Source organism: Kitasatospora sp. MBT66, assembly GCF_000710405.2.
Taxonomy (GTDB): Bacteria; Actinomycetota; Actinomycetes; order Streptomycetales; family Streptomycetaceae; genus Kitasatospora; species Kitasatospora purpeofusca.
In genome coordinates, this window is record NZ_JAIY01000008.1 from 108,883 (window position 1) to 129,787 (window position 20,905).

Below are 20,905 nucleotides of genomic sequence, written 5' to 3' on the forward strand. Positions count from 1 at the left end.
CGTTCTGTTCGCCGTCGCCGGCGCGGGAGGCTCAGGCCTCGTGCCGCTGCCCCGAGGTCAGGGCGTGGCGCACGAGCACCTTGGCCCCGCCGCTCTTGCCGCGGCGCAGCGCGCCCGGCAGCATCGTCAGCGCGTGCAGGCGCGAGGCGCTGCGGAACCGGGCCGCCCGGGCGGCCTTCGGCCAGCCGCGGGCGTCCATCCGCTCCGCCACCGCGTTGAAGTACTTCTCCGCCTCCGCGAAGCGGGTGCCGGAGAACGCCTGCACGGAGGACTCGCTCACCGCGTGCCGGCGGTACTGGAAGACGACGGTGGTGTTGTCCACCATCATCGTCTCGCCGCGCTCCAGCAGGTCCACGACCAGTGCCAGGTCCTGGATGACCGAGTACTCGTCGCGGAAGTTGACCTGCCGCAGCACCTCGCCGCGCCAGCAGATCGACGGGAAGTACAGCCAGTTGCCGCGCAGCACGCTGGCCGCCAGCTCCTCGCCGCCCATCAGCCGTCGGCCCTTGACGCTCGGCGAGTAGAGCTTGTCCTTGACGTTGTCGGCCAGGCCGCTGGTGACCACGCCGGCGCCGTCGATCACCTCGACGCCCGGCTGCACCATACCCAGGTCGGGGTTGTCCTTGAGGACCGCCCGGACCGTCTCCAGGTAGTGCGGGTGCAGCAGGTCGTCGCAGCCCATGATGACCACGTGGTCCGCCGTGGAGAGCTCCACGCACTTCTGGAAGTTCTTGGTGATGCCGAGGTTCTGCTCGTTGCGCAGGTACCGGACCCGGTCGTCGCCGAGCCCGGCGAACCAGCCCGGGACCTCGGGCTCCTTGCCGTCGTCGACGACGGTCAGCCGGAAGTCCGGGTCGCTCTGGGTGAGGATGCTGCGCACGGCGGCCTGCATCAGGGCCACGTCGCCGTAGTACGGCAGCATGAACTCGAAGGTGGCCATGGAGGTCAGGCTCCGCTGCTGTTCACCGGGGCGGAGACCGGGAGGTCCAGGTCGAAGCGCTCCTCGTTCAGCCGGGCACCCTCGTTGATGGCCACGGTCCGGGCGAGGTCGGTGAGCTTCTTCTCCAGCGAGCGGAAGCGCAGGAAGGTGTTCAGGGTCAGGAAGCCCATGGCCAGGACCATCACGTACAGCACCAGGTCGGTGCCGCGGCCGACGCCCATCTTGTGGGCGAACCAGGTGACGTCGCTGGGGCGCAGGATCGCGTAGATGTTCGCGACCACGAAGACCGAGAACGCGATGCGCTTCCAGGCGCGGGTGTTCGCGGCGTCCCAGCGCCGGATGAACATGAACGCGAGGATGACCGCGCCAGCGATCAGGACCAACTGGATCCAGAAGTAGTTCATCGGCGGCCACGCTCCCGAAGCGAGATGTCGAAGATGATGTTGACGCCGTTGATCAGGGACTGACCCTTGGCGCGTGAGTAGTCGGTGTAGAGGATGTCGACCGGGAGCTCGGCGACCCGCAGGTCCGCGCCTGCCAGGAAGCTGACGATCTCCGAGGCGTGGGCCATGCCGTTCATGGTGATCCGCAGCCGGCCGGCCGCCTCACGGTTGAGCACTCGCAGGCCGTTGTGCGAGTCGGTCAGCTTGAGCTTGCGGGCGGTGGGGCTGACCGTCGCGGCGGTCCGCAGGACCACGCGCTTGATCCACGGCACCTGGCCGTTCTGCTCGATGAAGCGCGAACCGAGGACCACGTCGGCCTCACCGGTGCGCAGCAGCGCGACCATCTTCTCGACGTCGGCCGTCTGGTGCTGGCCGTCCGCGTCGAAGGTGGCGAAGTACTTGGCGCCCTGCTGGGCCAGGGCGTAGGCCAGGCCGGTCTGCAGCGCGGCGCCCTGGCCGAGGTTGACCGGGTGCCGCACCAGGTGCGCGCCGGTGCTCATAATGTGCTTGGCGGAGTCGTCGGCGCTGCCGTCGTCGACCACAACGATGTTCGGGAACGTCTTGCGCGCTCCCTCCACAACGTCAGCGATCACCTGGCCTTCGTTGTAGGCCGGGATCACCAGCCAGACATCGTCGTACTGGGACATGGGGGCTCCATGTTCGTGGTGTCTCCCGCGCTCGTGCGCGGCAAAAATCCGTATGTCGGGGGGCGAGGCGGTCATTCGCCGCTCACCCGGGCACTCATGGTGGGCACAGCCTGCTCCGACGTACTCGGCGCGGGACCGGCCTGGTTCGCCGTCGAACCGGGGAAGCTGCGCCTGAGAGCGGCAAGCATACCGAGCACGGTCGCCACCGATCCGGCGGTGTACGCCACCACCACCCGGGTGGCGACCTCGCCGGGCATGAAGGTGACGCCGGCGAGCACGCCGGTGCCGATCGCCCAGCAGAGCAGCTGCAGGTTGTGCCGCTTGAATACCATCAGCGCCTGACCCAGCACCATCGCGAACATGTACGCCACGGTACCGGCGGACATCCAGAAGAAGTCGAGGTGGCCGAGCACCGGCTCGGCCCCGAACAGCACCTGGATCAGCCGGGGTCCCAGGAGCACCGCCGGGATTCCGCCGAGCAGACCGAGACCGCCGACCACGACGCCGATCCGGCGAAGCATACCGGTGAAGGCCGCGCGGTCACCCACGGCGATCGCCGCGGAGAGGCCGCTGAGCAGCGAGGCCTGGAGCGAGCCGAACACGAAGAGCGGGACCCGGGCCAGCACCAGCGCGTTGAGCAGCGCCGCGATCAGCGCCGACTCCTCCGGGGCGAGCAGCTTGGTGCTCACCACCGCGGCGTTCACCACCACCTGCGACAGCAGGGTCGAGCAGATCAGCAGGCCGAGGCCGGAGCAGAGCTCGGACCAGGGGATCCGCGGGCCGGGCCGGACCGCCTTGAACAGCGGCGGCAGCGTCAGCAGAGTGGCCGCGACCGGCGCCAGGGCGAGGATCAGGCTGAACGCCAGCGCGGAGTGCACCCCGGCCAGGCCGGCACCGAAGGCCAGGCCGATCCGCAGACCGCCGTCGATGCCGAGCTGGGTGCCGTAGGCGCCGAACCGGCCGAGGCCGGCCAGTACACCGCGGGTGAGGTAGCAGACGGCCATGCCGGCGAACGCGCCGCCGAGGGCCAGCACCAGCGAGCGGTCGCCGTGGAACATCACATCGGCGATCTTCCGCGAGCCGATGCCGAGCGCCAGCAGGACGGCGGCGAGGATCCCGCCGGTCAGCAGCGTGGCGCGGCGCAGCACCGGTGCCGCGCCGTGGCCGAGCGCGGCGCGGGCCGCGACGATCCGGGTGAGTTCCTGCTCGATCGGGAAGAAAACACCGATCCCGACGGACATCACGATCGTCCACAGCAGGGAGACGTTGGCCATGTCGTCGACGGACAGGCTGTGCCCGGCCACCCCGAGGTGGATGTACGAGGCGGCCCCGAGCACCACGGTGCCGCCGGCCACCGCCAGGGTTCCCGGCGGCAGCGCGGCGGCGACCTTGGTCAGCGGATTCTTCACTGAGACCTGTCACTCTCGGTCGACCGGGCCACCGAGCCCAGCTCGGCGAAGACCGGCGTGCCGAGCGCCTCGGCCAGTTGCTCCCGCCAGTCCGGCAGCGGGCTCAGCCCGGCGTCGGCCCAGCGGTCGTGGCCGAGCACGCTGAACGCGGGCCGGACGGCCGGCGTGACGTACGCGGCGGAGGTGGTCGGGCGGATCCGCTCCGGGTCCAGCCCGCTCAGCCGGTACGCCTCCCGGGCCAGGCCGTACCAGGTGGTCCGGCCGCCGCCGGTGCCGTGGTAGACGCCGGCCGGCGCCTGCCCGGCGAGCGCGGCCAGGCCGAGCGCGACGAGCTGCCGGGCCAGGGCCAGCGACCAGGTCGGCTGGCCCTGCTGGTCGTCCACCACGTCGAGGCTGTCGCGCTGGGCGGCGAGCCGGAGCATGGTGGCCACGAAGTTCTTGCCGTGCTCGCCGTACAGCCACGCGGTGCGGACCACGTAGCCGTGCTCGGGGAGGAGCTCGGCCACGGCCTGCTCCCCCACCAGCTTGCCCCGGCCGTAGGCGTTGACCGGGCCGGTCGGCGCGGTCTCGGCGTACGGCTCGGTGGCGTCTCCGGGCAGCACGTAGTCGGTCGACACCTGGATCAGCCGGGCGCCGGTCTTGGCGCAGGCGGCGGCCAGGTGGCGGACACCGGTGCCGTTGACGGCGGTGGCGGCCTCCTCGGCCGTCTCGGCGCCGTCGACGTTCGTCCAGGCCGCGCAGTTGACGACGACGTGGTGGCCCTCGACGGCGGCCAGCACGGCCGCCGCGTCGGTGATGTCGAGGTCGGCCCGCCCGAGGGCGGTCACCTCGGCCGCCGGGTCGCCGGCCAGGACCGTGAGCAGGTCCTGACCGAGCATCCCGGCCGCGCCGGTGACCAGCCAGCGGACCGGACCCGAGGAGGTCCCGGTCACTTCTCCAGAGCCGCCTTCGTCTTCAGCGGCTCCCACCAGGCGCGGTTCTCGCGGTACCAGGTGATGGTCTCGGCGAGGCCGTCCTCGAAGCGGACCTGCGGCTCGTAGCCGAGCTCCTCGCGGATCTTGCTGATGTCGATCGAGTAGCGCAGGTCGTGGCCCTTACGGTCGGCGACGTGCTCGACCATGTCCCAGCCCGCCCCGGCGGCCTCCAGCAGGAGCCCGGTGAGCTCCTTGTTGGTGGCCTCGGTGCCGCCGCCGATGTTGTAGACCTCGCCGGCGCGGCCCTTGCGCATGGCCAGCTCGATGCCGCGGCAGTGGTCGGAGACGTGCAGCCAGTCGCGGACGTTGCCGCCGTCGCCGTACAGCGGCACCTTCTTGCCGTCGATCAGGTTGGTGGTGAACAGCGGGATGACCTTCTCCGGGAACTGGTAGTGCCCGTAGTTGTTGGAGCAGCGGGTCACCACGACGTCCATGCCGTGCGTGCGGTGGTAGGCCAGCGCCAGCAGGTCCGAGGAGGCCTTGGAGGCCGAGTACGGGGAGTTCGGCACCAGCGGCCACTCCTCCGTCCAGGAGCCCTCGCTGATCGAGCCGTACACCTCGTCGGTGGAGATGTGCACGAAGCGGCCGACGCCGTGCTTGCGGGCGGCGTCCAGCAGGACCTGGGTGCCGACGACGTTGGTCAGCACGAACGGGCCCGCGCCCGCGATGGAGCGGTCCACGTGCGACTCGGCCGCGAAGTGGACGACCACGTCATGCCCGGGCATGACGTCGTCGACGGCCGCGGCGTCGCAGATGTCGCCCCGGACGAAGGTGTAGCCACTGTGCCCCGCGACGGAAGCCAGGTTGGCCTCGACGCCGGAGTAGGTGAGCTTGTCGAAGACGGTGATCCGAGCCTCGGCGTCGGCTCCGAGGAGCTGACGGACGAACTCCGACCCGATGAACCCGGCGCCGCCGGTCACAAGGATGCGCATAATGCGCGCAGTCTATCGTCGTCCCGCACCCGCCAAGGACCCCGGCCGTACCCCCTGCCCGTTCTCGCATAAGGTGCACGCATGCGTGGAATCCTTCTGGCCGGCGGCACCGGCTCCCGGCTGTGGCCGCTGACTCGAGCGGTGTCGAAGCAGCTCCTCCCGGTCTTCGACAAGCCGATGATCTACTACCCCCTCTCGACCCTCGTGATGGCCGGGATCAGCGAGATCCTGATCATCACGACCCCGAACGACCGCGACCAGTTCGAGCGCCTGCTCGGCGACGGCTCCCAGTTCGGCCTCCGCCTGGAGTACGCCGTCCAGGAGAAGCCCGAGGGCATCGCCCAGGCCTTCGTCCTGGGCGCCGACTTCATCGGCGACGAGTCCGTCGCGCTGATCCTCGGCGACAACATCTTCCACGGCAGCGGCCTCGGCACTCGGCTCTCCGAGCACACCGGTGCCAAGGGCGGCCGGGTCTTCGCCTACCCGGTGGCCGACCCGACCGCCTACGGCGTGGTCGAGTTCGACGAGGACGGCCAGGCCATCTCCATCGAGGAGAAGCCGACCGAGCCCAAGTCCCGGTACGCCGTCCCCGGCCTGTACTTCTACGACAACCGCGTGGTCGAGATCGCCCGCGGCCTGAAGCCGAGTGCCCGCGGCGAGCTGGAGATCACCGCGGTCAACGAGGCCTACCTCCAGGCCGGCGACCTGCACGTGACGATCCTCGACCGGGGCACCGCCTGGCTGGACACCGGCACGTTCGTCTCGATGGTGCAGGCCTCGGAGTTCGTCCGGGTCATCGAGGAGCGCCAGGGCTTCAAGATCGGCTGCATCGAGGAGGCGGCCTGGCGGGCCGGCCTGATCGACGACGCCCGACTGCGCGAGCTGGCCGAGCCGCTGCTGAAGAGCGGCTACGGCCAGTACCTGGTGGCGCTGCTGGACGAGGAGGGCACCCGATGAAGATCCGCGAGCTGTCGATCGAGGGCGCCTGGGAGCTCACTCCCCAGGTGCACGGTGACGCGCGTGGCCACTTCACCGAGTGGTACCGCTTCGACCGGCTCGCCGAGGTGGTCGGCCACCCGCTGCGGCTGGCGCAGGCCAACCTGTCGCTGTCCAGCAAGGGCGTCGTCCGCGGCATCCACTTCGCCGACGTCCCGCCCGGCCAGGCCAAGTACGTCACCTGCGTGCGCGGCGCCGTCCTGGACGTCATCGTCGACCTGCGGGTCGGCTCGCCGACCTTCGGCAAGTGGGAGGGTGTGCGGCTCGACGAGACCGAGCGCAAGGCGGTGTACATCTCCGAGGGCCTCGGCCACGGGTTCTGCGCGCTGAGCGACGACGCGACGCTGACCTACCTCTGCTCGGAGACCTACAACCCGACCGGCGAGCACGGTGTGCACCCGCTGGACCCGGACCTGGGCATCGAGTGGCCGGCCGACGTGCCGCAGCTGTCCGCCAAGGACACCGAGGCCCCCTCGCTGGCCGAGGCGCTGGCGAGCGGCCTGCTGCCCGACTACAAGGCGGTCAAGGCGTTCACCGACGGGCTGGGCGAGGCCCACCGGGCCTGATCCGGAACGCTCAGAACGAGGAGGGCCCGGCCGCGTCGAACGCGGCCGGGCCCTCCTCGTCGTCGCGCGGCACCGGGCGGCCTCAGCGGCCCCGGAACACCCAGACCTTCAGCAGCAGGAAGCGGACCACCGTGGCGAGCCCGTTCGCCAGCACCAGTCCGGCCACCTCGACCGGGCGGGAGGCCTCCGGCGCCAGCCGGTCGAGCAGCTCCAGCACTCCCATGCTCAGGCCCAGCGCGATCAGGAAGGCCACCGCCCCCTGGGCCTGGTGGCGCAACGCGCCCTCGCTGCCGGTCACCCCGAAGGTGAAGCGCCGGTTGGCGGCCGTGTTGGCGACCGCGCTCACGGCCAGCGCGACCAGGTTGGCCACCTGGGCCGAGGCGACCTGGCGCAGCCCGACGAACAGCGCCAGGTAGAACAGGGTGCTCAGCGCGCCGATCACCAGGAAGGACGGCAGCTGCCGCCGGGGGCCCCGGCCGGGCGGTGCCGGGGGCGGTGCGGGTGGCGGCGTCGACGGCGCCGGATCGCCGGTGAACGTCATCGAGAATTGTCCCGGCGTTCATCGTCGACCGAGTCGTAGCCGACGAAGTAGGCCGGTCTGGCCTGCACCGCCGAGTAGATCCGCGCGGTGTACTCCCCCAGCAGGCCGACGCAGATCAGCTGCACCGCGCCGAGGAACAGCATCCCCATGAAGAGCGAGGACCAGCCGGGGACGGTGACCCCGATGGCGAACGCGACGGCGGTGTAGACGCTCATGACCAGGCACACCGCGAAGCTCAGCAGGCCGAGCCAGGTGGCCAGCCGCAGCGGGGCGGCCGAGAAGTTGACGATGCTGTCCAGCGCGAGCCGGACCATCTTCCCGAGCGGGTAGTGCGTGGTGCCGGCCACCCGCTCCTCGCGGACGTAGACGACCTCCCCGCTGGGGAAGCCCAGCCACGGCACCAGCAGCCGGTAGACCGGCTGGTGCTCGGGCAGGGCCTTGAGCGCGTCCACCGCGGCCCGGCTGAGCAGCCGGTAGTCGCCGGCCTGGTTGGGCATCCGCTTCCCGACGAGCTTGCGCATCAGCCAGTAGTAGGCACCGGCCGAGCGCCGCTTGAACGAGCTGTCCGTGGTGCGGTCGCCGCGCACGCCGTAGACGATGTCGAGGTCCTGCTCGCGGGCCAGCGCGAACATCTCCGGGATCTTCTCCGGCGGGTCCTGCAGGTCGGCGTCGAGGCTCACCACGTAGTCGCCGAGGGCGCGGTCGAGGCCGGCCTTCAGCGCGGCCTGGTGGCCGGAGTTGCGGGCCAGCCGGATGATCCGGAACTCCGGCCAGTCCTGGCGGATCTTCTGCATCAGCACGGGAGTCGCGTCGGTACTGCCGTCGTCGATGCCGACCACCTCGTAGCCCACCCCGAGCGCGTCGAGGATCGGCCGTAGCCGCTCGACGGTCCTCGGCAGCGCCTCCTGCTCGTTGTAGATCGGCATGACGACCGACAACTGCGGCGCTGTCGACATGAGTTGGTCCCGCTTTCGGCCGGGGCTGCTGGATCGTGGCCGACACTAGCAGCCGGTGCTGAGCCCGGAATGAGACCGGATGAGCAGTGCATGAGAGCCGTCCCCGCCGGTCGGGACGGGGACGGCTCCTGGTACCGGGCGGGGTCAGACCCCGGGGAAGCTCCGCTCCCACGGCTGGACCCAGTTGTTGCCCGGCTTGACCACGATCGTGATCTGCGGCTGGAAGCCCACGAGCTCGCGGCGCATCCGGTCGCCGGTCGCCTGGTCGGCCACCACCACGGTCATCGGCTCGCCCAGCCTCTCGGCGGCCTTCCTGACGTGCTCCATCGCCGCCTTGTGCTCCGGCTCGGCGCGCTCGGCGGCGCCGATGTTCACCCAGTGCGTCTCATAGAGCGGCAGCATGTCGCCGCCGCGCGAGCGGAGCAGGGCGGCGAGCCAGGTGGACTTGAGGTTCTTGTAGTCGTCGTTCGAGTAGAGCACCATCATCGGGCCCTGGATGCCGTCCAGGTCGCCCATCACGGTGGCGCCTTCCCTGGGGCCGATGTCGCTCCAGGCGTCGCCGCGGCTCCAGGCCATCAGCGGGTTGTTGCGCCAGGCCGAGGGCATGCCCTTGAACGAGTCCATGCCCCACTGGACGCCGGCGAACAGGCTGAGCGCCGTCGCCACCGCGAGCACCGAGAGCACGGCGTCGCTGATCCGGCGCCGCAGCACCGGGACCCGGGCGGGCGAGACGGTGCGCAGCAGCGGGCCGACCGCGCCGATCGAGATCAGCGCGATCACGATCCCGGTGCCGGCCAGCTTCTCGAAGTAGTAGGAGACCTGCCCGATGGTGCGGATCTGCCACCAGGCGAAGCCGCCGACCGCGGCCCCGGTGGCGAGCACCACCACGAACAGGGCCTGCCCGGTCGCGGTCCGCCGCAGGCTCGGCGACAGGGCGGCCAGCGCGCCCAGCAGCAGACCGCCGATCATGATGGCCCGGTCCGCGCCGACGCTGGGGCCGCCGAGGTTGGAGGTGCTGGCGACGTCGAGCTGGGAGAGCACGGACACCAGGCTGGGCAGGCCCGCGATGCCGAGTGCGACCGCGGCGGCCAGCGCGTAGCGCAGCCAGTGCGCGCGCCGGAACCGGCGGCGGTGGACCACCAGGGCCCCGACCACGGCGAGGCCGGCCACGGCGCCGAAGAGGTTGTAGACGTAGGTGACGGTGATCAGGCCGAGCGCCGCGACGAGCAGGAACTCGACCGTTCCCATCGCGGGCCGCACCATGAAGGCCGCGAGCAGGGCCACCATCAGCAGGCCGACGACGGTGGAGTCGAAGCCGTGGATGACCAGGTGGGTGTAGTTGCTGGAGAACACCAGCGCGGCGACCGTGCCGCACACCGCCGCCGTGCGCCAGCCCCGCAGTCGCGGGCCGCCGATCCAGCGGGCCGCCCAGACCAGGGCCGTGCCCAGCAGCGCGTACGCGGCCAGGACGTAGAGCAGGTAGCGGTTCATGGTGTCGAGCGGAGCGCCGAGGTCGGCGGCGGACCGCACCAGCGAGTCGACCCAGGCGAGCAGGAAGTGGGTGCCCTGCGGGTAGACCGCCTCGGACGGCGACATCATGTACGCCTTGGCGGCCTCCTGGTGCAGGAAGTTGTAGCCGCCGACGTGCTGGATGCCCACGAAGTACGAGAAGTGGTTGAGCCGGTCCTCGGCGGTGGTCAGGAACTCCAGGCGCCAGCCCGGTCCCTTGCCGATCAGCGGCTTGTACAGGTAGTGCCACATCACGTACGTGGTGCCGACCACCATGAGGTCGGAGGGCCGGAACCGCAGCGGCAGCCGCGGGGCCCGGCGGCCGAGCCAGCCGGTGAGGACCACGACGGTGAAGAGTCCGCCCGAGGTCGGAACGGGGTCGATGCCCCAGGGCCAGAGCGAGAACAGCAGCCCGAGCACGAGCACGCCGCCGGCCACGACCAGGGTCGCGGCCACCAGCCGGTCGAGCAGCACGCCGCCGGTCCTCAGCAGCGAGGCGACCGCCAGGACCAGTAGCGGCAGGACCAGGATCCCGACGCCGAGCGAGATCAGCGCGGCGGGCAGCAGCCAGCCGGCGACCAGCGCGCCGGCCAGGACCGGAAGACTGCGGGCCGGCCTGCGGGCCGGGGGACGGGAGCCGGCCGCCGGGTCCTCGGGAGTGTCCTCCTCGACCGAGGAACGCGCGGCCATCATGGTGCGGAGTCTTTCCATCGAGACCCTGAATCCCATCCCCTGCGTCGGACAAGTCCGTACGGCCGTTGACCCGCCGTTACGGAGCGATCCTAGTTGACCAAATGTTTTGCCAATGACAGAGGGCTTGACGAGGACCCCTGGGGGTCCTCGTCAAGCCCTCCTCGACCGGGGTCGACAGGTCAGAGCATCGAACTACTTGATGATCTTGGTGACCTGGCCGGCGCCGACGGTCCGGCCACCCTCACGGATGGCGAACTTCAGGCCCTCCTCCATGGCGATCGGCTGGATCAGCGCGACCGTCATGCCGGTGTTGTCGCCCGGCATGACCATCTCGGTGCCCTCGGGGAGGGTCACGACGCCGGTCACGTCCGTGGTGCGGAAGTAGAACTGCGGGCGGTAGTTGTTGAAGAACGGGGTGTGACGGCCACCCTCGTCCTTCGACAGGATGTAGGACTGGGCCTCGAAGTCGGTGTGCGGCGTGACCGAACCCGGCTTGATGATGACCTGGCCGCGCTCGACGTCCTCGCGCTTGATGCCGCGGAGCAGCAGACCGACGTTCTCACCGGCCTGGCCCTCGTCGAGCAGCTTGCGGAACATCTCGATGCCGGTGACCGTGGTGGTGGTCTTCTCGGTCTTGATGCCGATGATGTCGACGGTCTCGTTGACCTTGAGGATGCCACGCTCGATACGACCGGTGACGACGGTGCCACGACCGGTGATCGTGAAGACGTCCTCGATCGGCATCAGGAACGGCTGGTCCACGGCGCGGGCCGGGGTGGGGATGTTCTCGTCGACGGCGTGCATCAGGCCGAGGAGCTTCTGGCCCCACTCGGCGTCGCCCTCGAGGGCCTTCAGCGCGGAGACGCGGACGACCGGCAGGTCGTCGCCCGGGAACTCGTACTCGGAGAGCAGCTCGCGGACCTCGAGCTCGACGAGCTCCAGGATCTCCTCGTCGTCCACCATGTCGGCCTTGTTCAGGGCGACGACGATGTAGGGGACGCCGACCTGGCGGGCCAGGAGGACGTGCTCCTTGGTCTGCGGCATCGGGCCGTCGGTGGCGGCGACCACCAGGATGGCGCCGTCCATCTGCGCGGCACCGGTGATCATGTTCTTGATGTAGTCCGCGTGACCCGGGCAGTCGACGTGGGCGTAGTGACGCGCCTCGGTCTGGTACTCGACGTGCGCGATGGAGATGGTGATACCGCGCTGCCGCTCCTCCGGCGCCTTGTCGATCTGGTCGAACGGCGTGAAGGGGTTGATCTCCGGGTACGCGTCGTGCAGCACCTTGGTAATGGCCGCGGTCAGCGTGGTCTTACCGTGGTCGATGTGACCGATGGTGCCGATGTTGACGTGGGGCTTCGTCCGCTCGAACTTCGCCTTCGCCACTGAGTCCTCCTGAGGACAGTTCTGTACGCCGTGGTGACGTCAGTTGGTCTTTGATGTTTTGTGTGGGCTGTCCGGAGGACACCCCGTGCCGTCCCACTGGGTGGGGGGCCGGAGGCCCCGGGAGGATCCGACCGGATCCTCCCGAGTTGCCTCCCAATAGCCTAAGGGGTGGCTGTCGTCCCGAAAGTCGGGACGTTACTCGCCCTTGGCCTTCGCGATGATGTCGTCCGCGACGTTCCTCGGAACCTCGGCGTACGAGTCGAACTGCATCGAGTAGCTCGCGCGACCAGAGGTCTTGCTGCGCAGGTCACCGACGTAGCCGAACATCTCGGAGAGGGGCACCAGCGCCGTGACGACGCGGGCACCGTGACGCTCATCCATGGACCGGATCTGGCCACGGCGAGAGTTGATGTCGCCGATCACGTCGCCCATGTAGTCCTCGGGCGTGGTGACCTCGACGGCCATCATCGGCTCCAGGAGGACCGGCTTGGCCTTCCGGGCGCCTTCCTTGAAGGCCATCGAGCCGGCGATCTTGAACGCGAGCTCGGACGAGTCGACGTCGTGCGCCGCACCGTCGAGGAGCTTCACGCGAACGCCCTGGAGCGGGTAGCCGGCGAGGATACCGAACTCCATGGCCTCCTGGCAGCCGGCGTCGACCGACGGGATGTACTCCCGCGGCACGCGGCCACCGGTGACCAGGTTGACGAACTCGTAGCCCTCGGCCTGCTCGAGCGGCTCGATCGCGATCTGCACCTTGGCGAACTGACCGGAGCCACCGGTCTGCTTCTTGTGGGTGTAGTCGATGCGCTCGACGGCCTGACGGATCGTCTCGCGGTACGCGACCTGCGGCTTGCCGACGTTGGCCTCGACCTTGAACTCACGGCGCATACGGTCGACGAGCACCTCGAGGTGCAGCTCGCCCATACCCGCGATGATGGTCTGGCCGGTCTCCTCGTCCGTGTTGACCTGGAAGGACGGGTCCTCCTCGGCGAGACGCTGGATGGCAACACCCAGCTTCTCCTGGTCACCCTTGGACTTGGGCTCGATCGCGACGCGGATGACCGGGGCCGGGAAGTCCATGGACTCCAGGATGACCGGGTGCTTCTCGTCGGACAGCGTCTCACCGGTGGTGGTCTGCTTCAGGCCCATGACGGCGATGATGTCGCCGGCGCCCACCGAGTCGATCTCCTCACGCTTGTTCGCGTGCATGCGGTAGATCTTGCCGATGCGCTCCTTCTTGCCCTTGACGGCGTTCAGCACCGAGGTGCCGGACTCCAGGCGGCCCGAGTAGACCCGGACGAAGGTGAGCTTGCCGAGGTGCGGGTCCGACATGATCTTGAACGCGAGCGCGGCGAGCGGCTCGTCGTCCGAGGCCTTGCGGGAGATCTTGACGGTGTCGTCGCCCGGCTTGGTGCCCTCGATGGACTCGATGTCCAGCGGGGACGGCAGGTACTTGACGACGGCGTCGAGCAGGGGCTGAACGCCCTTGTTCTTGAACGCGGTACCACAGAAGATCGGGGTGAAGTCCGAGTTCAGGGTGCCCTTGCGGATCGCGTCCTGCAGCAGCTCGACCGGGATGTCCTCGCCCTCGAGGGCGAGCTCCATGATCTCGTCGCTGACGTTCGACACGGTGTCGATGAGCTGCTCGCGGTACTCGTCCGCCTGCTCCTGCAGCTCGGCCGGGATGTCGACGATGTCGTACATCTCGCCCTTGGCCGCCTCGGCGGACCAGACCAGCGCCTTCATGCGGACCAGGTCGACAACGCCCTGGAAGTCCGACTCGGCACCGATCGGCAGCTGCATGACCAGCGGGGTCGCGCCGAGGCGGTCCACGATGGTCTTGACGCAGAAGAAGAAGTTGGCGCCCGTGCGGTCCAGCTTGTTGATGAAGCAGATGCGCGGGACGCCGTAGCGGTCAGCCTGCCGCCACACGGTCTCGGACTGGGGCTCGACACCGGCGACACCGTCGAACACCGTCACGGCACCGTCGAGGACGCGCAGCGAACGCTCCACCTCGACGGTGAAGTCGACGTGGCCCGGGGTGTCGATGATGTTGATGGTGTGGTCGGCGTCGTCGACGGTCCAGTGACAGGTCGTCGCGGCCGACGTGATCGTGATGCCGCGCTCCTGCTCCTGCTCCATCCAGTCCATGGTGGCAGCGCCATCGTGGACCTCACCGATCTTGTACGACACACCGGTGTAGAACAGGATCCGCTCGGTGGTGGTGGTCTTGCCCGCGTCGATGTGCGCCATGATCCCGATGTTGCGGACCTTGGCGAGGTCAAGGGAGGTTGCAGCCATGGTGGCTCGTTCTCTCTCTGTCTAGTGACGGGGTACGGACTACCAGCGGTAGTGCGCGAACGCCTTGTTGGACTCGGCCATCTTGTGGGTGTCCTCGCGACGCTTCACGGAAGCGCCCAGGCCGTTGCTGGCGTCGAGGATCTCGTTCATCAGGCGCTCGGTCATGGTCTTCTCACGACGGGCGCGCGAGTAGCCGACCATCCAGCGCAGCGCCAGGGTGCTGGCGCGGCCCGGGCGGACCTCGACCGGAACCTGGTAGGTCGCGCCACCGACACGGCGGGACTTGACCTCGAGGGCGGGCTTGACGTTCTCCAGCGCACGCTTCAGCGTGACGACCGGGTCGGCGCCGCTCTTCTCGCGGACGCCCTCGAGGGCGCCGTAGACGATCCGCTCGGCGGTGGAGCGCTTGCCGTGCAGCAGGATCTTGTTGACCAGCTGGGTGACGACAGGGGAGCCGTAGACCGGGTCGATGATGACCGGGCGCTTCGGGGCGGGGCCCTTACGAGGCATTCTTACTTCTCCTTCTTGGCGCCGTAGCGGCTGCGAGCCTGCTTGCGGTTCTTGACACCCTGGGTGTCGAGCGAACCGCGGATGATCTTGTAGCGGACACCAGGAAGGTCCTTCACACGACCACCGCGAACCAGCACGATGGAGTGCTCCTGCAGGTTGTGGCCCTCGCCCGGGATGTAAGCGGTGACCTCGATCCCGCTGGTGAGGCGCACACGGGCGACCTTGCGAAGGGCCGAGTTCGGCTTCTTCGGGGTGGTCGTGTACACACGCGTGCAGACCCCACGGCGCTGCGGGGAACCCTTCAGCGCGGGAGTCTTGTTCTTCTCGACCTTGTCCTGCCGGCCCTTTCGGACCAGCTGCTGGATCGTAGGCACCGTTTCTCCGTTTTCTGTGTGCCAAGGCTTGGTGGAACTAACCTGCGGTGTTCCCTCGCACACGACCCCGTGGTTCGACCCACGCGGTCGGGTGTGTTGGGTTTTTTCCGGCACGGAATCCCGTGGGCTGATGTACAGCGACGGCGCTCTACGCGCGGCGCGCCGTAAAAGGCGCTCCGGCTCGGCGCGGCGACCGGTGTGCATGCACGCACAAGGACCCGGGGACACCCCAGGCACAAGGTCAGAGCGTACCTAGCGCATCGGGCTCGGTCAAAACAAATGGAACATCGCAGGTCGTGGCCGTGGTGCCGGGGTCCCCGGCACCACGACCGCTGCTTATAGCACACTCCCTCGGAGCGCGCCCCGCAACTCGTCCCGCGCTCAGCCGACCGGGGTCATCGGACGGTGACCGACCGGACGCACCGAGCGTTCCCCGTCCGCCGGGGGCCGCGGGGTCACCGGCGGGCTCGGCGCCCGGTCGCCGGCCAGGGCGATCACGGCCAGGCCGGTCGCGCCGATGCCGTAGACCAGCAGCCAGAGCAGCCAGCTGCCCGGCGGCGACCAGTGCGCGGGGTGGATGAAGAACGAGCCGCCGTCGCCGACGGCGTTGCGGCGCAGCGTCCAGAGGAAGGCCGAGACGTTCGCCACGGTCAGCGTCAGCGCCATCCAGCCGATCAGCCGCCGCCACGGCAGCCCGCCGGAGGGCACCCGCAGGGCCGCCACGGCCGCCGCCGTCATCGGCAGGCCGACCATGAAGGGCAGCAGGTAGCGGCCCTGCCAGACCATGCCGAGCTTGCTCGCCTGGATCGACTGGGCGGCCACCGGCACCACGATCAGCGCGGCCATGATGGCGATCACCACGAGGGCCTGGCGCGGACGGCCGAAGCAGAGCGCCAGCAGGATCAGCAGGATGACCGCGGCCGGCCAGAGCAGCCAGGTGATCGCCGGGGCCGGGGTGTCCAGCCAGCCGAAGTTGCCGATCATCTGGTGGATGAAGATCAGCGAGTGGTCGAAGGTCAGCCGCGCGGCGTTCAGCGGGGTGAACCAGTCCGGGATCTCGATCACCGAGTTGTCCGGGTGCGTCATCGACCAGGCCATGGCGACGCCGGTGCTCGCCGCGAGGACCGCCGCGCACACCCAGGTCGCCCTCGTCCGCACCACCATGCGGATGGCGGAGCGCTGGGTCAGCAGCAGCGCGCAGACGACCGCGCCGGCGAACCAGACCAGGCCCAGCGGTCGGATGTTGATCAGCACCAGACCGCCGATCGCCAGCCTCAGCAGCCGGCGGTTCAGCAGGGCGCGGTCGGGTGCCATGAACATCGGCAGCGCGGCGCTCCAGACCAGGACACCGGCGGCGATCTCGGGACCGCTCGGGTTCACCACCCCGCCCATGTACAGGGTCGTCGGCGTCAGGGCGGCGAGCAGCCCCGCGATCACGATCCCCCGCCGGCGCCACTCGGCGGCCGCGACCACCGCGCTGGCCAGCAGCGCGGCGCAGAACACCGCGGAGGCCAGCCGCATCAGGTACAGCCCGGGCTCGCCGGAGACGATCCGGCTGGGCCAGCCGACCAGGGTGTAGTACAGCGGGTTGTAGCGACCCGCCGCGGTGGTCACCTCGACGATCTTCTCCGAGCTGCCCAGCGCCGGGGCGCAGTCGGCCGACTGCCACTGCTGGAAGGCGTAGCAGGTGTGACGGGTGGACAGCTCGCGGTACCACTCGGGCAGCTGGACGCCGGTCTCGGCGAACTTGCCGTCCATACCGGCGACCTGGTGCTTGACCATCACCTCGGTGCCGTTGAGCTGCCCGCGGGCGACCGCGGCGGCCCGGACCAGGTGCGCGTACTCGTCCGGCGAACCGCCCATCGGGGTGGACACCGACCAGGCCGAACCGAGGAGCACGAACAGGAGGAAGGAGATTCCCCACAGCCGTCGCGGGGAGTTCACCAAACGGTCGGCTATCCGCTTGAAGGTCTTCGTCATCGGTCGGTTGGGATTAGGAGTCACTGCCGTCTCTTCGTGTCAGCATCGAGCCCGTCACCGGACTTTCTCCCCGGCGGCACTGGCACCGCCCGTCGAGGTCCTTCGAGCAGGTACCGGCGGGAATGAGATCGCGTCTCATGGAACCGCCCCGGGCACGAGGTCCGGGGCAGCCTTCCCGGCATCCTAAGGCTTGGTCTCCACGGCGGGTCCACCCGGACCTTCACCTGACCGTCACACCTGGCGGGAGGGGTCGCCCGGCACCGTCGCGGCGCGCCCCCGGACCGGACCGGTCGCGGCGCGCCCCCCGGCGGGGCCCCGTCAGCCGAAGACGGCCAGCGTCATCATGATCGTCACCCAGAAGGCGATCGACAGCCAGCCGAAGACGATCCCGGTGACGGCCATCCCGTCACCCTCCTCGTTCCGCTCGGCCGCCTGCCGGCGTCCGATGTGACCGGCGATCACGGCCGGCACCCCCAGCAGGCCGCCGGTCGGCACGCAGAGCAGGCCGAGGACCAGCGAGGTCACCGCCACGGCGTTGGTCCGCCGCTGCGGCGGCGGGGCCAGGAAGGTCGGCGGCACCGGGACCATGACCGGTCCGGCCTGCGCCACCGTCATCTGCGGGGCGACCATCGGCCCGGCCGGCAGGTCGGCGACGAGCCGGGCGAGCTGGCCGTAGGTCTGCGCGGTGCTGGCCGCCTCGAAGCGCTCGCCGTACTCGGCGGCACTGAGCCGGCCCTCGGCGAACGCGGCCTTCAGCACGTCCACCGTGCGCTCGCGGTCCGCGGTCGCCGCCCGCATCGCCGACTGCGGCATCGCGACCTGGGGCGGGGCGGTCGGCGGCATCGCGGGGTACGGCATCGCGGGGTAGGGCATCGCGGGCGGGCCCGGAACCGGCGGCCGGGCCGCCCCGAACTCCTGCTCACCCCACGGCTGAACGGCCATCCGCCACCTCCCGGTACCCCCGCGCGAACACGGAGTCCCCCCGTTCGTCGGACTCTCATAGTGCAGGACGAACGGGGGCTCCGAGTAGTTGCCGATTCTCCCGATCCGATACACCTCCGGTTCCGCCCGTCCTCACCCGCCGCACGGTTCACCCGTTCGGTCCCGACACACCTGGGGCATCACCACAGGAGACAGGCCGGGCCGGGCGGTGGCAGGCTGTCGTGGGGCCCGTTTCGATCATGGAACGACCGATCGGCCCCCGCCCGGTCCGACCACCAGCAGAGAGAGCCGCCATGCAGGCATCGGCGCCGCCGCCGTCCCCCGACCCGACCACCCCCGTGCCCTCGGCCGTGTCCATCCAGGGCCTGTGGAAGCACTTCGGGAGCCAGGCCGCCGTCGCCGGGCTCGGCCTGGAGCTGCCGACCGGGGCGTTCATCGGACTGGTCGGCCCGAACGGCGCCGGCAAGACCACCACGCTGTCGATGGTCACCGGCCTGCTCCGGCCCGACCAGGGGACCGTGCTCGTCCACGGCGCCGACGTCTGGGCCGACCCGGTCACCGCCAAGGCCCGGATCGGCATCCTGCCCGAGGGCCTGCGCATGTTCGAGCGGCTCAGCGGCCGCGAGCTGCTCCAGTACAACGGCCGGCTGCGCGGACTGCCGGGCGACGAGGTCGACCGCCGCGCCGAGGAGCTGCTCGCCGTCCTCGACCTCGCCGACCACGCCGACAAGCTGGTCGCCGACTACTCCACCGGCATGCGCAAGAAGATCGGCCTCGCCGCCGCCCTGCTGCACAACCCGGACGTGCTCTTCCTCGACGAGCCGTTCGAGGGCGTCGACCCGGTCTCCGCCCAGACCATCCGCGGCGTGCTCAAGCGGTACGCGGCGGCCGGCTCCACCGTGGTCTTCTCCAGCCATGTGATGGAGCTCGTCGAGCAGCTCTGCGACTGGGTCGCCGTGATCAGCGCCGGCCGGGTGATCGCCCAGGGCCCGCTCGACACCGTCCGCGGCGGGCGCAGCCTGCACGAGGCGTTCCTGGACCTGATCGGCGTCCGCGAGGACGACGGCCGGTCGCTCGACTGGCTCGGCGGGGGCGAGCGGTGAGCTCCTCCCCCGCCCCGCTCCCGGCCCCGGCCCCGCTCCCGACCGCCGCCCCGTTCCCGGCGGCCGGGGTCCCCGACGACCGGACGGTCGTCCGCACCCTGGTCTCGCTCAAGCTCCGGCTGCTGCGCAACGGGCTGCGCCGCAGCCGCGGCCGCGCCGCCCTCTACGTGCTCGGCAGCGTCGTCGGCCTGCTCTTCGCGACCGGCATCGCCCTGCTGCTGACGATCCTCCACGACCACGTCGAGCACGGCGCCGCCGGTGACGCGGGCGTCGTCCTGGCCGGCGCGCTCACCCTCGGCTGGGCCGCGATCCCGCTGTTCCTCTTCACCAGCGACGAGAGCGCCGATCCCACCCGCCTCACCATGCTGCCGCTGCGGCCCGGACCGCTGCTGCGCGGCTCGGTGCTGGCCGCGCTGCTCGGCCCCGGACCGCTGATCAGCCTGGTGCTGCTCACCGGCGCCGCGCTGTCCGGCGCGAACGGCGCCGCCTCGGCGGTGGCCGGCGCGGTCGGGGTGCCGCTCGCGGTGCTCACCGTGGTGACGCTCTCCCGCGCGGTCGCCGCCGGCAACGCCCGGCTGCTCTCCAGTCGGCGCGGCAAGGACTTCGCCGTCTTCGGCGGCCTGCTCTTCGCGCTGCTGGCGCAGATCGCCAACATCGGCTCGCAGAGCGTCTTCGGCAAGGCCGGCGCGAACGGCGCCGACCTCGGCCCGCTGGCCCCCTTCGCCGCCGTGCTGCGCTGGATCCCGCCGGTGAGCGCCGTCGACGCGACCCGCACCGCGGGCGAGGGCCGGTGGCCGCTCGCGCTGCTCCAGCTCGCCGCGACCGCCGCACTGCTCGCCCTGCTGCTGCGCTGGTGGCGCGCCAGCCTGCAGCAGCTGATGGTCACCGCGGACGCATCGACGGTGGAGGTCGTCCGCGGCGTGCAGCGGGCGCGGCGCGGCCCGCGCTTCCTGCCGGAGGGCCGGACCGGCGCGGTGATGCAGCGCCACCTGCGCTACGCCTGGCGCGAGCCGCGGGCCAAGGCCGCCGTCTTCACCAGCATCGGGATGACGCTGGTGATCTGCGTGCTGTCGATCGTCCAGGGCTGGTCGACGGTGTACCTGGTGGCGATGACCGGGATGTTCCTCGGGCTGCAGATGCTGAACCTGTTCGGCATGGACGGCTCCGCGTTCTGGATGGTCGCGGCCACCCTGCTCACCCCGGCGGACGCCCGGGACGAGCTGCGCGGGCGCGCGTTCGCCGTCCTCTCCTACGCCGTCCCGGTCACCCTGGTGCTCGCCCTGGTGCTCGCCGCCGCCACCGGCGACTGGTCCGGGCTGCCGGCCGCCGTCGGCGTCGCGTTCGCCCTGCTCGGCAGCGGCCTCGCGATCGGCGCCGTGCTCAGCGTGCTCGCGCCGTACACCATGCCCGCCGACAACAACCCGATGCGCAACGCCGCCCCGGGCCAGGGCGGGCTGGTGATGCTGAACAGCTTCGGCTCGATGTTCGGCAGCGCCCTCGTCGCCGCCCCGGTCGTCGGCTACCTGGTCTGGGCCCTCGCCACCGGCGCCGTCACCTGGCCGCTGCTGCTCGCCGGCCCCCTCTACGGCGCCGCCGTCGCGGCCCTCGGGCTGCGCCTCGCCGCCGGGCGGCTGCTGGAGCGCCTCCCGGAGATCCTCGCCAAGGCCGTCGAACGCTGACCCCGACGACGGCGGGGTGCCGGG

The 20,905-nt window shown here is 70.5% G+C and carries 19 protein-coding genes; 4 read left to right on the forward strand and 15 right to left on the reverse strand.

Features of this window, described 5'->3' with window-relative positions; all coding sequences use genetic code 11:
* Nucleotides 1-31 precede the first annotated feature (31 nt).
* The 6 genes from BI06_RS21745 to rfbB all read right to left on the reverse strand — a co-directional run bounded on the left by BI06_RS21745 (nucleotide 32) and on the right by rfbB (nucleotide 5,345).
* Nucleotides 32-940 carry a glycosyltransferase family 2 protein gene (locus BI06_RS21745; RefSeq protein WP_030393291.1) on the reverse strand — a complete coding sequence of 303 codons (909 nt, stop codon included), beginning with the start codon at nucleotides 938-940 and terminating at the stop codon, nucleotides 32-34.
* 5 nt (nucleotides 941-945) lie between these two features.
* A complete protein-coding gene (locus BI06_RS21750; RefSeq protein ID WP_030393290.1) occupies nucleotides 946-1,344 on the reverse strand; it encodes a DUF2304 domain-containing protein in 399 nt (132 codons plus the stop codon).
* Nucleotides 1,341-2,030, reverse strand: coding sequence for a glycosyltransferase family 2 protein (locus tag BI06_RS21755; protein ID WP_030393289.1), 690 nt, complete (start codon nucleotides 2,028-2,030; stop codon nucleotides 1,341-1,343). Before BI06_RS21755 ends, BI06_RS21750 begins: the two co-directional genes overlap by 4 nt.
* Before the next feature lie 71 nt (nucleotides 2,031-2,101).
* Nucleotides 2,102-3,439, reverse strand: coding sequence for a lipopolysaccharide biosynthesis protein (locus BI06_RS21760; RefSeq protein ID WP_199523334.1), 1,338 nt, complete (start codon nucleotides 3,437-3,439; stop codon nucleotides 2,102-2,104).
* Nucleotides 3,436-4,371: a dTDP-4-dehydrorhamnose reductase gene (gene rfbD / locus BI06_RS21765; RefSeq protein ID WP_030393287.1), complete on the reverse strand. Its 936-nt coding sequence runs from the start codon at nucleotides 4,369-4,371 to the stop codon at nucleotides 3,436-3,438. The genes BI06_RS21760 and rfbD overlap by 4 nt, the downstream gene beginning before the upstream one ends.
* Nucleotides 4,368-5,345: a dTDP-glucose 4,6-dehydratase gene (gene rfbB / locus BI06_RS21770; protein WP_030393286.1), complete on the reverse strand. Its 978-nt coding sequence runs from the start codon at nucleotides 5,343-5,345 to the stop codon at nucleotides 4,368-4,370. The genes rfbD and rfbB overlap by 4 nt, the downstream gene beginning before the upstream one ends.
* Nucleotides 5,346-5,426: 81 nt before the next feature.
* Between rfbB and rfbA the strand changes: the two genes are divergently transcribed.
* Nucleotides 5,427-6,302 (forward strand): glucose-1-phosphate thymidylyltransferase RfbA, encoded by an 876-nt coding sequence (gene rfbA, locus BI06_RS21775; protein WP_030393285.1) that lies wholly within the window; start codon nucleotides 5,427-5,429, stop codon nucleotides 6,300-6,302.
* Nucleotides 6,299-6,907, forward strand: a complete 609-nt coding sequence (rfbC, locus tag BI06_RS21780; RefSeq protein WP_030393284.1) for a dTDP-4-dehydrorhamnose 3,5-epimerase — start codon at nucleotides 6,299-6,301, stop codon at nucleotides 6,905-6,907. Before rfbA ends, rfbC begins: the two co-directional genes overlap by 4 nt.
* Nucleotides 6,908-6,989: 82 nt before the next feature.
* Here the strand turns inward: rfbC and BI06_RS21785 are convergent, their stop codons facing one another.
* From BI06_RS21785 to BI06_RS21825, 9 genes are all read right to left on the reverse strand, one after another.
* Entirely contained in the window at nucleotides 6,990-7,448 is a 459-nt protein-coding gene (locus BI06_RS21785) for a GtrA family protein (protein ID WP_051741572.1), read from the reverse strand.
* On the reverse strand, nucleotides 7,445-8,404 hold the full coding sequence (locus tag BI06_RS21790; protein ID WP_037779660.1) for a glycosyltransferase family 2 protein: 960 nt from the start codon (nucleotides 8,402-8,404) through the stop codon (nucleotides 7,445-7,447). Before BI06_RS21790 ends, BI06_RS21785 begins: the two co-directional genes overlap by 4 nt.
* A 144-nt stretch (nucleotides 8,405-8,548) precedes the next feature.
* Entirely contained in the window at nucleotides 8,549-10,606 is a 2,058-nt protein-coding gene (locus BI06_RS21795; protein ID WP_030393281.1) for a hypothetical protein, read from the reverse strand.
* A gap of 192 nt (nucleotides 10,607-10,798) precedes the next feature.
* Nucleotides 10,799-11,992, reverse strand: a complete 1,194-nt coding sequence (gene tuf / locus BI06_RS21800; protein ID WP_030393280.1) for an elongation factor Tu — start codon at nucleotides 11,990-11,992, stop codon at nucleotides 10,799-10,801.
* Between the two features lie 195 nt (nucleotides 11,993-12,187).
* On the reverse strand, nucleotides 12,188-14,293 hold the full coding sequence (fusA, locus tag BI06_RS21805) for an elongation factor G (RefSeq protein WP_030393279.1): 2,106 nt from the start codon (nucleotides 14,291-14,293) through the stop codon (nucleotides 12,188-12,190).
* A 39-nt stretch (nucleotides 14,294-14,332) separates the two neighbouring features.
* Nucleotides 14,333-14,803, reverse strand: a complete 471-nt coding sequence (gene rpsG / locus BI06_RS21810) for a 30S ribosomal protein S7 (protein WP_030393278.1) — start codon at nucleotides 14,801-14,803, stop codon at nucleotides 14,333-14,335.
* A gap of 2 nt (nucleotides 14,804-14,805) precedes the next feature.
* Nucleotides 14,806-15,177 (reverse strand): 30S ribosomal protein S12, encoded by a 372-nt coding sequence (gene rpsL, locus BI06_RS21815; protein ID WP_014144289.1) that lies wholly within the window; start codon nucleotides 15,175-15,177, stop codon nucleotides 14,806-14,808.
* Between the two features lie 381 nt (nucleotides 15,178-15,558).
* Entirely contained in the window at nucleotides 15,559-17,157 is a 1,599-nt protein-coding gene (locus BI06_RS21820; RefSeq protein ID WP_030393277.1) for a DUF2142 domain-containing protein, read from the reverse strand.
* Nucleotides 17,158-17,475: 318 nt separating this feature from the next.
* Nucleotides 17,476-18,099, reverse strand: coding sequence for a DUF1707 and DUF4190 domain-containing protein (locus tag BI06_RS21825; protein WP_369826169.1), 624 nt, complete (start codon nucleotides 18,097-18,099; stop codon nucleotides 17,476-17,478).
* Between the two features lie 293 nt (nucleotides 18,100-18,392).
* On the opposite strand from BI06_RS21825, the gene BI06_RS21830 reads away from it, so the two are divergent.
* Both BI06_RS21830 and BI06_RS21835 read left to right on the forward strand, forming a co-directional pair.
* Nucleotides 18,393-19,202: an ABC transporter ATP-binding protein gene (locus tag BI06_RS21830; RefSeq protein ID WP_094745521.1), complete on the forward strand. Its 810-nt coding sequence runs from the start codon at nucleotides 18,393-18,395 to the stop codon at nucleotides 19,200-19,202.
* Nucleotides 19,199-20,881: a hypothetical protein gene (locus tag BI06_RS21835; RefSeq protein WP_043470755.1), complete on the forward strand. Its 1,683-nt coding sequence runs from the start codon at nucleotides 19,199-19,201 to the stop codon at nucleotides 20,879-20,881. The genes BI06_RS21830 and BI06_RS21835 overlap by 4 nt, the downstream gene beginning before the upstream one ends.
* The last annotated feature ends 24 nt before the right edge of the window (nucleotides 20,882-20,905 follow it).

Bases quoted from the DNA above. Each gene is read 5' to 3' on its own strand.
- rfbB (WP_030393286.1), bottom strand. From the start codon at position 5,345: ATGCGCATCCTTGTGACCGGCGGCGCCGGGTTCATCGGGTCGGAGTTC.
- BI06_RS21825 (WP_369826169.1), bottom strand. From the start codon at position 18,099: ATGGCCGTTCAGCCGTGGGGTGAGCAGGAGTTCGGGGCGGCCCGGCCG.
- BI06_RS21755 (WP_030393289.1), bottom strand. From the start codon at position 2,030: ATGTCCCAGTACGACGATGTCTGGCTGGTGATCCCGGCCTACAACGAA.
- rpsG (WP_030393278.1), bottom strand. From the start codon at position 14,803: ATGCCTCGTAAGGGCCCCGCCCCGAAGCGCCCGGTCATCATCGACCCG.
- BI06_RS21745 (WP_030393291.1), bottom strand. From the start codon at position 940: ATGGCCACCTTCGAGTTCATGCTGCCGTACTACGGCGACGTGGCCCTG.
- BI06_RS21785 (WP_051741572.1), bottom strand. From the start codon at position 7,448: ATGACGTTCACCGGCGATCCGGCGCCGTCGACGCCGCCACCCGCACCG.
- BI06_RS21820 (WP_030393277.1), bottom strand. From the start codon at position 17,157: ATGACGAAGACCTTCAAGCGGATAGCCGACCGTTTGGTGAACTCCCCG.
- BI06_RS21790 (WP_037779660.1), bottom strand. From the start codon at position 8,404: ATGTCGACAGCGCCGCAGTTGTCGGTCGTCATGCCGATCTACAACGAG.
- BI06_RS21830 (WP_094745521.1), top strand. From the start codon at position 18,393: ATGCAGGCATCGGCGCCGCCGCCGTCCCCCGACCCGACCACCCCCGTG.
- BI06_RS21750 (WP_030393290.1), bottom strand. From the start codon at position 1,344: ATGAACTACTTCTGGATCCAGTTGGTCCTGATCGCTGGCGCGGTCATC.
- rfbA (WP_030393285.1), top strand. From the start codon at position 5,427: ATGCGTGGAATCCTTCTGGCCGGCGGCACCGGCTCCCGGCTGTGGCCG.
- rfbC (WP_030393284.1), top strand. From the start codon at position 6,299: ATGAAGATCCGCGAGCTGTCGATCGAGGGCGCCTGGGAGCTCACTCCC.
- fusA (WP_030393279.1), bottom strand. From the start codon at position 14,293: ATGGCTGCAACCTCCCTTGACCTCGCCAAGGTCCGCAACATCGGGATC.
- BI06_RS21795 (WP_030393281.1), bottom strand. From the start codon at position 10,606: ATGATGGCCGCGCGTTCCTCGGTCGAGGAGGACACTCCCGAGGACCCG.